Annotated in this window: 14 protein-coding genes; 3 read left to right on the top strand and 11 right to left on the bottom strand. The window is 60.3% G+C overall.

Translation table 11 applies throughout. From position 1 onward, the window contains the following. Nucleotides 1–85 precede the first annotated feature (85 nt). The 9 genes from AB1K62_RS04270 to AB1K62_RS04310 form a co-directional block, all read right to left on the bottom strand. On the bottom strand, nucleotides 86–601 hold the full coding sequence (locus AB1K62_RS04270) for a hypothetical protein (protein WP_367001507.1): 516 nt from the start codon (nucleotides 599–601) through the stop codon (nucleotides 86–88). Then, nucleotides 552–1190, bottom strand: coding sequence for a cation diffusion facilitator family transporter (locus AB1K62_RS04275; RefSeq protein ID WP_367001508.1), 639 nt, complete (start codon nucleotides 1188–1190; stop codon nucleotides 552–554). The genes AB1K62_RS04270 and AB1K62_RS04275 overlap by 50 nt, the downstream gene beginning before the upstream one ends. Beyond that, the gene (locus AB1K62_RS04280; protein ID WP_367001509.1) at nucleotides 1187–3679 is read right to left on the bottom strand and encodes a heavy metal translocating P-type ATPase; all 2493 of its coding nucleotides are present in this window, start codon (nucleotides 3677–3679) and stop codon (nucleotides 1187–1189) included. The genes AB1K62_RS04275 and AB1K62_RS04280 overlap by 4 nt, the downstream gene beginning before the upstream one ends. Beyond that, nucleotides 3679–6900, bottom strand: a complete 3222-nt coding sequence (locus AB1K62_RS04285) for a CusA/CzcA family heavy metal efflux RND transporter (RefSeq protein WP_367002059.1) — start codon at nucleotides 6898–6900, stop codon at nucleotides 3679–3681. The genes AB1K62_RS04280 and AB1K62_RS04285 overlap by 1 nt, the downstream gene beginning before the upstream one ends. Before the next feature lie 46 nt (nucleotides 6901–6946). Further along, a complete protein-coding gene (locus tag AB1K62_RS04290; RefSeq protein WP_367001511.1) occupies nucleotides 6947–8110 on the bottom strand; it encodes an efflux RND transporter periplasmic adaptor subunit in 1164 nt (387 codons plus the stop codon). An 11-nt stretch (nucleotides 8111–8121) separates the two neighbouring features. Then, nucleotides 8122–9360 (bottom strand): TolC family protein, encoded by a 1239-nt coding sequence (locus tag AB1K62_RS04295; protein ID WP_367001513.1) that lies wholly within the window; start codon nucleotides 9358–9360, stop codon nucleotides 8122–8124. Nucleotides 9361–9424: 64 nt separating this feature from the next. Continuing rightward, nucleotides 9425–9838 carry a hypothetical protein gene (locus tag AB1K62_RS04300; RefSeq protein ID WP_367001514.1) on the bottom strand — a complete coding sequence of 138 codons (414 nt, stop codon included), beginning with the start codon at nucleotides 9836–9838 and terminating at the stop codon, nucleotides 9425–9427. Nucleotides 9839–9840: 2 nt separating this feature from the next. Then, the gene (locus AB1K62_RS04305; protein WP_221572382.1) at nucleotides 9841–10485 is read right to left on the bottom strand and encodes a class I SAM-dependent methyltransferase; all 645 of its coding nucleotides are present in this window, start codon (nucleotides 10483–10485) and stop codon (nucleotides 9841–9843) included. 8 nt (nucleotides 10486–10493) lie between these two features. Beyond that, entirely contained in the window at nucleotides 10494–10856 is a 363-nt protein-coding gene (locus AB1K62_RS04310; RefSeq protein WP_010412645.1) for a DUF3703 domain-containing protein, read from the bottom strand. An 82-nt stretch (nucleotides 10857–10938) separates the two neighbouring features. Here AB1K62_RS04310 and AB1K62_RS04315 point away from each other — a divergent pair, with 82 nt between their 5' ends. Next, nucleotides 10939–11325, top strand: coding sequence for a helix-turn-helix domain-containing protein (locus AB1K62_RS04315; RefSeq protein ID WP_367001516.1), 387 nt, complete (start codon nucleotides 10939–10941; stop codon nucleotides 11323–11325). A 47-nt stretch (nucleotides 11326–11372) separates the two neighbouring features. Here the strand turns inward: AB1K62_RS04315 and AB1K62_RS04320 are convergent, their stop codons facing one another. Next, nucleotides 11373–11639, bottom strand: coding sequence for an AlpA family transcriptional regulator (locus AB1K62_RS04320; protein ID WP_086438276.1), 267 nt, complete (start codon nucleotides 11637–11639; stop codon nucleotides 11373–11375). A gap of 1 nt (nucleotide 11640) precedes the next feature. Next, nucleotides 11641–12102 carry a hypothetical protein gene (locus tag AB1K62_RS04325; protein WP_138615241.1) on the bottom strand — a complete coding sequence of 154 codons (462 nt, stop codon included), beginning with the start codon at nucleotides 12100–12102 and terminating at the stop codon, nucleotides 11641–11643. A 363-nt stretch (nucleotides 12103–12465) separates the two neighbouring features. On the opposite strand from AB1K62_RS04325, the gene AB1K62_RS04330 reads away from it, so the two are divergent. After that, entirely contained in the window at nucleotides 12466–12792 is a 327-nt protein-coding gene (locus AB1K62_RS04330; RefSeq protein WP_011413834.1) for a hypothetical protein, read from the top strand. A 26-nt stretch (nucleotides 12793–12818) separates the two neighbouring features. After that, nucleotides 12819–13106, top strand: a complete 288-nt coding sequence (gene traL, locus AB1K62_RS04335; protein ID WP_010412623.1) for a type IV conjugative transfer system protein TraL — start codon at nucleotides 12819–12821, stop codon at nucleotides 13104–13106. Nucleotides 13107–13117 lie beyond the last annotated feature (11 nt).

Raw genomic sequence — 13117 nt, forward strand, 5'->3', positions numbered from 1 at the left:
ACTTCGGTGTACGCGTCAATCGACACGGCGCAAGTCAAGTAATCCGTCAAGCTCGCAAACGGCGCAGAGCACCGCCCGGGAAATGCTAGATGGTGAGTTCGGTTTGTGGAGGCGGAGATTCCGGCGGTCGAGGCTGGCTGTCGAGCCTGTTGGCGCTAGCGGCCAGATACGTAGGCGCAACAGGAAACGGTCCTGCATGCGCCAGTCCCGGACCCGCAAGCGCCAGCGGTGGCAGGCAATTCATGGCTACGAGACAATCGAGGCTCATCTCGCAGCATGAGCCATGCTGTTCGGCCGGGTCCGTTTCGGAAACCATCTGTTCGGGCATCGCGTGTTCAGACATGCCGTGCTCGGCCATGCCTTGCGCCATTTCAGCACAATCAGCCGACCCAGCCATTTCGCTCTGCGGAACGGCCGCCTGCGCAGCAACCTGCACAAGCAGTCCAAAGCTGAAGCAAATCAGGGTCAAGGCGCGAACAAATTTCACGAACCTGCGATAGTCTGAATAAGGAGCCGAGGCAATCCAGCGGCCAAAATGCAAAATTCGAGCATTATCTTCGGAATTCGTCGCCTTTGATATGTTCGGTGCCCGCTTCCTCATGCTTATCCCTGTGCGCATCGCGAAGGATATCGATCCCGCCATACAGGGCGATGCCAGCAACCGCGATCCCAACCACGAGATCCGGCCAATTTGCGCCTGTAAGCATAACGATGATCCCGGCGACGATGATACCGCCGTTCGATATGAAATCGTTGAAGCTAAACGTGGTCGCTGCGCGCAGATTGACATCCTTTTGCTGAAGCTTCTGGAGCATGCGCAGGCATATGAGGTTCACCACCGCCGCGATGGCCGCCATGGCGATCATCATCAGGCCGCCCGGCTCGGAGCCTTCGATGAAACGCCTGACGGCATCGGCGATAACGCCTCCGGCGAAGACTAGGAGCATAATGCCTGAGAAACGCGCGGCCCCTCGTTTCCAGGATTGCGAACGGGTGAGAGCCAGAAGACTGAGCGCGTAGACAAATGCATCGGATGAATTGTCGAGCCCGTTGGCCAAGAGCGCGTTCGAGTCCGCAAAATAGGCAACGACAAAGAAACCAACCGCGATTGCGACGTTGAGCCACATTACGATCCACAATGTGCGTCGCTTGTCCGCCGAATCCAGATCGAAGTCATCGTTGCAGCTCATACTGGCTTCCCCGTTCTCTCTTTTGTGCCGCCCTTCTCCTTATACGCCAGCAGCCGGAGCGCGTTGGCGACCACGATCAGTGTCGATCCTTCGTGAACCGCGACAGCGGGGCCTATCCCGAGACCGAAAATGGTTGCCGGGATGAGCACGACGACAATTCCGAGACTGACGATCATATTCTGCCGGATGATCGACCGGGTCTGTCGGCTCAGATCGACGGCGAAAGGCAGTCGGGCGAGATCATCGGCCATCAGCGCGACATCGGCTGTCTCCAATGCAACGTCCGATCCGGCAGCCCCCATTGCTATTCCGACCGTTGCGTTCGCCATGGCCGGAGCGTCATTGACCCCGTCTCCGACCATCGCAACCTTGTCCTGGCCGGCAAGCTTGCGGATGGCCTTGACCTTGTCGTCGGGCATGAGATTGCCCCAGGCCTCGTCGAGGCCGACTTCCTTTCCAACCGCATCGGCCACTCTTTGGTCGTCGCCCGAGATCATGATCATTCGGGTGATCCCGAGGCCGCGCAACGCTTCGAGCGTCGCCTTTGCCGCCGCACGCGGCGTGTCGAGCAAGCCGATCGCTCCGAGATCGCGCGTTTCCGAGCGAACGCCCATCGTCGTCCGCCCGCGCTCGCGCATGGACTCTATAGCATCCGACAGTTCGGCACTGAGCGGAGGGACCCCATCTTGCCCGAACATTTCGAGCTTTCCGATCCACACCCGCTCACCGCCGACAAGCGCGGTGATGCCCTTGCCTGTGAAGCTTTCGAGATTGGTTGCTTCGGGCAGAGTCTCATCGCCAAGCCGCTGCTTGCCGTCCCTGACAATCGCCTGTGCCAGGGGATGATCGCTCAGATTTTCAGCCGCCGAAGCAATCGCAAGCAGTTCGTTTTCAGATACACCCTGCGCGGGTTCGACATCGGTAATGCGGGGTTCGCCTTCGGTAAGAGTACCGGTCTTGTCGAACGCGATGGCCTTGAGCGCACCGAGATCCTCGAGCGGCGCGCCGCCCTTTACCAGAATGCCGCTGCGCGCTGCTCTGGCCACTCCGGACAAGACCGCGCTCGGGGTCGCGATCGCCAAAGCGCAGGGGCTGGCAGCCACAAGCACCGCCATCGCCCGGTAGAAACTGTCGCGGAAGGGTTCGTCGATGACGACCCATGCGAAAAGGAGCAGGCCGGCCAGAGCGAGCACGGCAGGCACGAAAATTCGCTCGAAGCGCTGCGTGAAGCGCTGGGTAGGAGATTGCTGAGCCTCGGCTTCGCTCACCATTTGGACGACCTTGGCTAGGGTCGTATCGCTCGATCGCCGGGTCACTTCCACTTCGAGTGCGCCCGATCCGTTGATCGTCCCCGCGAAGACGCGATTGTCATCCGCAAGATTGTCAGGATTGGCGCGCGCAGAAGCGACATCCGAAACCGCGCTCTTGTCGACCGGCACGCTTTCGCCGGTCACCGGAGCCTGATTGATGGCACTGACGCCGTCCAGGATGAAGCCATCAGCCGGAAGGCGTTCGTTCGGACGCACGATTACCACGTCGCCTAGCTCAAGCTCCTCGACCGGGATCTCAACTACGTCAGTTCCGCGCTTTACCCGTGCGGTGTCCGGGGCAAGCCCGGCGAGCGCTTCGATAGCTTTCTTCGCGCGCCCCATCGCGTAGTGTTCGAGCGCGTGGCCGAAACTGAACAGGAACAGCAGTAGCGCGCCTTCGGCCCATTCCCCGAGAAAGGCGGCGCCCGCAGCGGCGACAAGCATGAGGCTGTCGATTTCGAACCGGCGGAGGCGCAAATTGTCCCACGCCTCTCGGAGAGTGAAGAAGCCTCCGAAGAAATATGCCGCTATATAACAAGCGAACGGCAGCCAGACCGGATGCCCGTCCCATAGCTTCTCGATCCCGAAGCCGATGGCGAGAAATGCGCCCGAAGCGAGCGAGAAAAAGAGTTCAGTATTAGCGCCGAAGATGCCGCCGTGACTGTGCCCGGAATGATCTTTATCGTCATGGCGGTGTTCTTCAGCATCTCTGGCATTTGCGGCGATTTTGTCGGCCTTGATTGAAACCCCCAGTTCTTGCAGCGCATTGGCAATCGCGGTCTCATCGGTACGCCGGCGGTCGAACTCGGCGACCAGCTTTCCGCTCGCATCGGCATTTGCTTCAAGTACGCCGGATTCGCGGGCTACCAGATCTGCGACCGTCTGCGCCCGGCGCACCGAATTAATGCCCTCGGTTTGCCACACAACATGCCCGTAGCGCCCGGAAATTTCCGCTCCTGCTACGTGCGCAAGTTCTCTGATCCGCGCGATCGTGAGACGATCGGGATCGTAAGATATTGCAAGCTGGGCAGGTGCACTGTTCGATCCTTCAACGACCTCGACCCCATGCACACCTGCCCGCGAACTGAGCAACGACTGCAGCCGAGCGATACATCTGTCGGTGTCGCTCGGAATGTCCGGGAGAAGCGACGATAGTTCGAGTTCGATATTCCGTGTCACTAGCTGTCGCTCCTCGCTGCTGCTGATGTCTCAACCTGGGTCGCGCGCGGTTTTCTCGCGAAGATCAGGCTTACAATGGCAGGCAATACGAACAGGGTGAGCGCGGTGGCGGTGATCAACCCACCAATGACAACCGTAGCCAATGGACGTTGCACTTCGGCCCCGGTTCCCGTCGCAAGCGCCATCGGAACAAAGCCGAGCGATGCAACTAGCGCTGTCATCAACACCGGCCGCAGCCGCGCGATCGCGCCCTCGATGATCGCGTCGCCCAGTTCCAAGCCTTGCTCGAGACGCTGCTTGATCGCTGTGATCATGACGAGGCCGTTCAGCGTCGCAACTCCGGAGAGAGCAATGAACCCGACCGCTGCCGAGATGGAAAAAGGCATGCCGCGCAGAGCCAGGAAAAAGACCCCGCCAGCCAGTGCCATGGGGATTGCGCTGAACACCGCCAGCGCAGGGACCCAACCGCCGACCGCCATATAAAGCAACAGTAGGATAACCGCGAAGGCAAGCGGGACCACGATGAGCAGACGCTGCTGAGCTTGTTGCAGGTTCTGATATTGGCCACCCCATTCGATGAATGATGCGGACGGCAAATCAACATTCGCGGCAACCTCGGACTGTGCCTGCTCGACGAATGAACCGAGATCACGTTCACGGACGTTGGCGGACACAATCACCAGTCGGCGCCCTTGCTCGCGCCGGACTTCGGCCAACCCATCTATCACCTGAAATTCTGCCACAGTACGAAGCGGGACGCTTCCGCCATTGGGCAGGACAATGGGTAATGTTCCAAGCTGGTCAAAGTCGTTGCGGTTCGCATCGGACAGCCTGACCACGACATCGAAACGTCGATCGCCTTCGAACACCAGCCCTGCGTTTCGACCTCCAAGCGCTATGGCAACGGACTGCGCCACGTCTTCGACCGTGAGGCCGTAGCGCGCAATCGTTGGCCTATCGAAGGCTATATCGAGCGTCGGAAAACCCGAAACCTGCTGGACCTTCACATCGGCCGCGCCCTCGACACCGCGGAGCACGACCGCGACCTGGTTTGCAGCCGCAGTCATAGCCGTAAGATCATCCCCGTAGAGTTTGACCGCGACATCGCCGCGAACGCCTGCGATGAGCTCGTTGAAGCGCAGCTCGATGGGCTGGCTGAATTCATAGAGATTGCCAACGAGATTGCCGAGCGCCTCTTCCATCTCGCTTACAAGTTGATCCTTAGACAGCGAGGGGTCAGGCCATTCTTCGCGCGGTTTGAGGATAACATAGGCATCCGAGATGTTCGGCGGCATGGGGTCGGTCGCGACCTCTGCCGTGCCGGTGCGCGAGAATACCAGCTCAACCTGCGGGAATTGCTTCAATCGCGCTTCGACCTGGCGCTGCATTGTAAGCGACTGCTCCAGTGGGGTGGAAGGAATACGCAATGACTGGACAGCCAGATCACGCTCGTCGAGCTGCGGTGTAAATTCGCTGCCGATGAAGCTGAAGACAAGCGCCGCGAGCGCGAACACGCCGACTCCGGTACCGATGACAGGCCATGGACGGGCAAGCGCTCTGCGCAGCAGCGGACCATAGCGCTCTTTCGCCAATCGGATGGGCTTTGCTTCCTGCTCGTTGATTTTCTTGTTCAGCAAGAGAGCGATCATCGCTGGGACGAAAGTAAGCGAGAGTATGAATGCTGAGGCAAGTGCCAGCATCACCGTGATGGCCATGGGCGAAAATGTCTTGCCCTCAACCCCGGTGAAGGTGAGGAGCGGCGCAAAAACCAGAAAGATGATCGCCTGGCCATACACCGTTGGCTTGATCATCTCATGCGCCGCTGCCCGCGTCTCGGCAAGGCGTTCGCGCAGTGTGAGCAAACGTCCCTCGTGCTCCTGCCTTGCGGCGAGGCGCGCGATGCTGTTTTCGACGATGATGACAGCGCCATCGACAATCAGGCCGAAATCAAGCGCACCAAGACTCATCAGGTTGCCAGATACGCCAAGCCGGTTCATGCCAATAGCTGCCATCAGCATCGACAAAGGGATGACCAGAGCTGCAATGATGGCGGCGCGGATGTTTCCAAGCAGCAGGAACAAAACGACAATGACGAGCAGCGCGCCCTCGACAAGGTTGTTGCGTACCGTCACGATGGTCGCATCGACGAGTGTCGAACGGTTGTAGACGATCTCCGCCTCAACTCCTGCTGGAAGCGACGACCGTACCTCGTCGAGCCTGTCGGCAGCACCCGCAGCTACGGTGCGGCTGTTTTCGCCTGCGCGCATCAGCACAGTACCCACGACGGCTTCCTCGCCATTCAGCGAGGCTGCACCAGTGCGGAGATCGCCGCCAATCTCGACCGTTGCCACGTCGCCGACGCGGATCGGCACACCTTCGCGCGTTGCCACCACTGCCTGCGCAATGTCTTCTACGGAATTCAGCCGGGAATCGACCCGTGCAAGAAGAGCTTCGCCAGCCCTTTCGACAAAGTTGGCGCCTTCGGCCTGGTTCGCCGCTTCGAGCGCGGCGATCAGCTGGTCGAGCGAAACGCCGTAGCCGTTGAGGCGGTCGGGGTCTGGCTGCACCAGGTACTGCTTCTCAAAGCCACCGATCGAGTCCACGCCCGCCACGCCGTCGGCCGTACGCATCAGCGGCGCGACAACCCAATCCTGTACCGTGCGCAGATAGGCGGCTCTTGCCACCGCCGTGTCCAATCGCTCGCCCCGGTCCGTGAGAAAGCTGCCGTCCTTCTGCCAGCCAACAGCACCACCCTTGGGCGCATCGGTTCCACCCGGATGCTCGAATTCGATGGTATACATCAACACCTCGCCGAGACCGGTTGCAATCGGACCCATTGACGGCTCCGCACCTGCAGGAAGCGAAGAGGCCAGGTTGGCGATCCTCTCTTCGACCTGCGACCGGGCAAAGTAGATGTCGGTGCCTTCTTCGAAGATCGCGGTGACCTGGCTGAAGCCGTTACGCGAGATCGAGCGGGTCATCTCAAGTCCCTCGATACCGGCTAGTCCGGTTTCGACAGGGAAGGTTACCTGCGTTTCGATCTGCGAGGGCGAGAGGGCCGGTGCCTCGGTGTTTATCTGCACCTGAACATTGGTGATGTCCGGCACCGCATCAATCGGCAGTTTTGCAAGATTGAACGCGCCCCAAATGGCAACACCTAGGGCAAGGGCTACGACCGCCCAGCGATTGCGCACCGACCAGTCAAGGACGCCGCCAATCAGGCCATCATGGCTGCTGCGCTCCTCCTCGAAACCGCTTTCAGACCGATCAATGTCCATGTTCGGCCTCCTCTTTTCCGAGTTCGGCTTTGAGCAGGAAGGCGTTTTCGGTCGCGATCCGCTGGCCATTCTGCAATCCGGACTCGATCACGATGCGCCCTCCCGAGCGCGATCCCGTCACGACAGGCGTCGCCCGGAAGCCGGTACGCGTGCGAAGGAACACGACTTCCCGGCCTTCGACCATCTGAACTGCGGATTCAGGCACCGAAATGGCTGTCGCGTCAGCTTCTCCAGAGGGTCTGATGCGAGCTTGCAGGAAAGCGCCTGGCTGCAATCCAGGGACCGCTCCGGCGAGTGAGATTATCGCTGTCGCGCTACGGCTTTCCGGATCGAGTGCCGGGGTCACCGAGCGCACACGTCCGCCGATCTCCCGGTCCTGACCGAGCTCCAACGTAGCTTCATCGCCCGGCCGAATTCTCGCAGCATCGCTGGCAGGCAAGGCGACCTGCACCTGCAAGCCGCTCGCGTTCATGATCTGGAACATCTCTTCACCGACGGAGACGTAGGAGCCAAGCACGATCGGCGCGCTGGTGATCTGCCCTGAAATCGGACTCGTCACGGCCAGCGAACGCCCATCCCCGCTGACACCAGCAGCTGCGGATGCGGCTTGTGCGCGTGACAGCTCCGATCTTGCCACTTGCAGATTGGCCTGCGCCGCTTCGAGATCCTGCCGGGCCGTCACATTGGCCTCGAACAGCCGCTTTTCGCGGTCGTAGAGCGCAGACAGTTCATTGACGCGGGCACGCGCGGCAGCGACCTGCGCAGCCAGTCCGGCAGCATCAGCGCTCTCGATCCGCGCGATCACCTCCCCCTGCCTGACATAGTCGCCAAGCGTCTTGTTCACGCTCCTCACCACACCGGAAGCACGTGCATCGATCCGCGCGCTGGCATTCGGCGCTGCGGCGACGGTCGCTGGGAATACAAGCTCCGTCGCAGCGCCGAATTGGACAGCTTCGATTTCTATCGACGAAGCCACGATCTGCTTCGCGTCTATCAGCAGAACGCCTTCGGAACCTGCGGTTTCTGCTCCGCCTTCCTCTTCGCTATGCCCGTCTTCAGAGTGGTCGACTGACCCTGACGGCCAGAAGGCCCAAGCAGATACGGCCACCAGAACAAGGATGCCGATTATCGCGATAAAATAGTTACGTTTCATGGGAAGGGATCTCACTGTGCGGAGAGCCAGATGAGCCGCGCGGCGAGCAGGCCGCGGGTCTCTTCTGCCTGGATCAGATTTTCACGAATGGCGTCGCGCGCTTCGGCAGCTGCCAGGACTTCGATCAGCGGAAATCTGCCATTGCGGTAGCCGATCTCGACGAGCCTGAGCGCTTCCTCGGCCTGCGGCAGGGATGCGCTGGAAAGGGTTTCCACCCGCGTTTCGGCGGCCAGATAAAGCGTTCGGGTTCGCTCGAAATCGAGCCGGTAGTCCGCCTCGGCTATTGCCTCGCTTGCGCTTGCCGCGCGATATTGCGCTTCAGCGGCTGCGATGTTGCCCTGGTTGCGATTGCGGAAAGGCAGCGGGATAGAAATGCCGACGATGAAGGCTTGATCGTTGCTTTCTTCAAAGCGCCGCACGCCTGCGGACAGCGTGGGATCGGGCACTCCTAGCGAGCGCTCGCGCGCGATCTCCGCCTGCGCGAAGGCAGTTCTCGCCCCTGCAATCCGCAACGGCAGGGGATCATCCGAACTCGGCAGGTCAAGCGGCGGCGATAGTTCGGGAAATGCGGCAGAAACAGATGGGCTGGACTGACCGGTCGCCCAGAGTGCCGCGAGCGCCTGACGAGCCGCACCATTAGCCGCTTCTGCAGCCTGCAGTTCGGCTTCCGCCTCGGCAAGCGTAGCTTGTGCACGCATAGCTCGAAGCGGCGGCTCCCGCCCAACCTCTACAAGCACGTTGGCGATCCGCGTCAGTTCACGGTTTCGCTCGACGATTTGCCGCGCGAGAACGAGGCGTTGGCCTGCGGCTACAGCCTCCACATAACGCTCGCGCACCCCCAGAGCGAGTTGCGACAAGGCAAATTTGCTCTGCAAGCCGGCGAAATCGGATGATGCGCGTGCGCTCGCGATGCGTGCGCTTCGCTTGCCGCCGAGTTCGAGCTGCTGGCCGATCGCCAGGGTATATTCGGTCGATCGCAGCCCGGAGAAAGCGCCGGAGCCCGCGATGTTCTCGGCCTCGAGCGATAACTCGGGATTGGGTCGGAGGCGTGCTTGGTCGATAGCCGCACGCGCGGCTTCGGCCTCCGCCTGAGGGCCGTAAACCCGTGGATTGCTGGAAGGGTCATCTTCCCCTTCAACGCCGACGCCCGCTCGAGCGAGCGCTTGCTCGAGTGTAACTGTTTCCTGTGCCAATACTGGCGAACCCGTGGACACGGCAATCAAGGCCGCGGCCAGTGCAAAGCACCGCATTATTGTATCTCCTGACTGAAACCAATCGAGCGCACGCGCAGGCGCACTCGCACATGATTTGCTGTCAGGCTTTGGGAGGTTGGATCAGAACCGGCGGCGCGCGCGAGGTGAGCATCGAAGTCGCAAGCGGACCCTTCAGGCTATTCGTGCGCGCAAAGGGCGACGCCAGGAACACTCCACTATCGGCGAGGCTGAAGCTGCAATTGTGATGATGCGTTGCCGAATGGTCCTGACCATCATGGTCCGGCTCGGGATCATTGCTATCGAAGTGGTCCGCCCCATGCGCATAAACGTGATCGGCCGCATGAACGAAGCTTTCGCCTTCTGAAGCATGCGCGTCAGGTAACGATAGGACACTACCGAAAAGAATGGCGATGATCGCAAGGAAGGGGAACACAAGACGCGGCATGTTACTCAACCCTTTAGCAACCTTGCAAAGCTTGCGCAACCACGGCTGTCTGAGCGCTTGTCTTTTCATGATCACGATTTGGCACCGACGAATTCATACGCACAACCGGCCAGAAACTCGCGGAAATGAACTTCGCGCAAAACTTTGCGTGCTGGAAGCCAAGGGCGGAACTCTTCATATTCCCGCGCCACACCAAATGGTTTGGTCAGCACTATGCCGATTTCAATCAGCCATCGCGGCCAGCGCTCGGGGTGCTTCAGGCCAAGTAGGGCCATCCGGGCACCCGTCGGGAGAGCAGCTGAGGCGCGCTCGATGATCGCGGCGTAGTCAGGTGGCATTTCCAGTCCAAAGGTGCTGATGACTGCGCTGGTCTCGCTCGGAAAGCGGAAGGCGGCTACGTCTGACTGCACAAATTCGACATTGCTAGCTCGCAGGCGCTTCGCTCGTCGACGGGCTTGGTCGAGCATGCCTTGCGAAAGGTCGACCAGCGTCACCTTGCCGCTTGGTCCTACTCTCTCAAGCAGAAACGCGAGGTTTGCGCCGGTGCCAGCACATAGATCGATCACATGGTCACCGGCGTTGAGTTCAAGCCGGTTAACCAGATCGCGTCGCCAGCGACCAAGACCGGCCCACCGAAACCCCGACACCAATCGGTCATAGATTCCCGCGTTCTTGTCGTAGAGACGTTCAACCTGTTCGTTGGATAGAATTGCCATGGCGCGTGCTAGCGAACCTCGTCCGAAGAGATGGTGAAAACCTCCGCGAGGTCGTCCGGGTATGGCATTGGCGCGAATGCGCTCACGTTTGCGCGTCCGGTATTGCCCCAGGGGAGCCGTCCGGTGAGATTACCAAGGGGAGCGAGCGCAAGACGTATGACCTGCCCCAGAACTTCGCGGCCATCGCGGGTTTCAACTGCATAGCCCAGCATCGTCATATGTGAACGAAGGTGCGGCCCGAAGAAGCCCTGGCCCAGAATATGTTCCCGCTCGAGCGCGGTCCAAGCCAAAGCCCGATCACCAGACTGCCTGGCGGCACGGAAAACGCGCCGCTCAGCTTCGATAAGTTCAATAATGTCCTTCTTTGCCACAGGATTTCACCGTTCTGCTTGCATCTTCGAATCGTCTTATGCACCTTGTAGTGGCTACAAGGTCAAGGATTGCGAGAAACCCATGAAGATTGGTGCCCTGGCGCGGAAGACCGGCACGACCGCCGAAACCATCCGCTACTACGAACGGACCGGATTGCTGGAGGAACCACCACGCACCGCCGGCAACTACCGGGACTATGGCCCGACCGAATTGGCCAGATTGCGGCTTATCCGCCGCGCACGCGACCTCGGCTTCACCATGGCGGAGGTGCGCCAATTGCTTTCTTTGGCGGATGATCCATCGCAATCGTGCGAAGCCGTGGACTCTATTGCCAGCCTCCACCTGCGCGAGGTGGATCGGAAGCTTGGTGACTTGCGAAAACTGCGAACCGAACTGCGCCATATGGTCGACGACTGCCAGCACGGAGCGGTTGGCGAATGCCGGATAATCGAAGTGCTTTCCGGCTAGCCGGACAGAGGGCGTTTATGGGAGCAGTGACGGGACGCAAGACATGATCATCTCGAAATTCGGGGCGTGTTCTGACATATCTCGTCGGTGCGTTCGACAACAGAACCGATCCAGTCATCGATCTCGGATTCGACCCAAACCGTGCAACGGGGACCGAGCGAACGCGACTTTGGAAAACGGCCTTCGCGCATCCGCTGATAGATTGCCGTTCGGCGCAGGCCCACGCGCGCCATGACCTCGGGAAGACGAATGAGCCGGTCTGGCGTTGGCTCGACAGGAACGGCTTCCGCGTCCGTTTCGAGACCGGTCGTCATTTCAGAGAGCGAAGCTTTGTTCATCCTGCCGCTCCAGTTGCGCGAGGTGATCCGACAGGAGACCGGCGGTGCGGTGCGCGGTCCCCTTTGCCCAGCGCGGTCTCACATCGAGCAGCCTCTCGCCCAGCGCCTGATCCAAAGCAGACGGCAACTCGCTTATGAAGGTTTCAAGAAATTCCAGCACGCCGCTATTCTGCCAATCCTCGCTACGCTGCGAGTACCCCGCGAGTGCCAGCATCAGGGAGGTGCGCGGCGCGTGTCCGCTCGCGTCAAGGATGGCCAGCGCCTCTGGCAGTGTGGCTGACCGTGTCCCGGCGAGGATGCGTCGGAGCGCGTCCTTGTTGATATTCGTCTGTGCGGCAATCGTCCGCCGGGACTTGCCACTTTCGTCCACGGCATGGTCGAGGAAAGCTGCGACTCCTCGCGATAGTTCTTCCCATTTGTCGTTTGCGTTTCGCGCCATTGTTCCTGCTTCCGGTGATCTTTAGCGAATCACCAACAGGCTAGGCAACGCGTCAAACTGTAGGAAAGGAAAAAGAACAAATAAGGAACACGTAGGAAACCGGCTCATCGTCACACGATTTGATTCGCGCAGATTCCGGTCCCTCGATCTCAGATTTCGGTATGGGTGGCGCAATGATCGGTATTCTTGGCCGCAATGTCTGCACCGGTCGCGCAAAACCCGGTCAGATTGCCCAGAATCGACGATTTCTCTTGGTCGGAATACCGCGTGCTGCAGTTTCCGTTTTCCTACACCCTGCCTTCCAATCGAGGAAAGAACATACAGCGAACGCATCGCTGCCAATGTTCGAAACGGAGTTCCTCGATGACCAAAGCAATCACTCTTCAGCGCCAATCCAGCAAAGGCATTCGTGCCCGCAACTATATTCTTCCGGCCGCCATTGCGCTCGCCTGCGCCGGTGCCGCCTATGCCGGTGCCGATACGACCTTTGATCCGGCGCTGCAGAAATTTACCGACTTCCTCGAAGGTTCGGGCGGGAAAATCATCACCGTCCTCAGCCTTGCCGGCGGGCTTATCGCGCTCGCCTCGGGCCGCTTCGCCCTCGGGCAGGTCGCGGTCCCGGTCGGTGTCGGTATCGGCGTCGGCACCGGTGTGCCGATCGTCACCTCGGTCGTGACCGCGACCATCTGATCGCGGTCTAACGACGGGAGGGCGGCATGGCCGACAGATACCTCGTTCCACGGCGGCTCGACGATCCGGAGCTCATCGGCTTCTGGACCATCGACGAGTTTGCGGGACTGCTCGTCCCCTTCGCGTGGGGCATCCTTTCGCAGCACATCATCATCGGCACCGGCCTATCGGTCATGACCTGGTTCGCCCTTCGAAAGGCGAAGGCATCAGGCGCAGGGTCGAAACTGGTCCATGCTGCCTACTGGTATCTGCCGGGGAGCTTCCTCGGGCTGAAAGCCACGCCGCCCTCCCACTGCCGCCTGCTCGCAGGCTGAGGGAGGATCCA

The sequence above is a fragment of the Parasphingorhabdus sp. JC815 genome (assembly GCF_040717415.1).
In the GTDB taxonomy this organism is placed as follows: domain Bacteria; phylum Pseudomonadota; class Alphaproteobacteria; order Sphingomonadales; family Sphingomonadaceae; genus Parasphingorhabdus.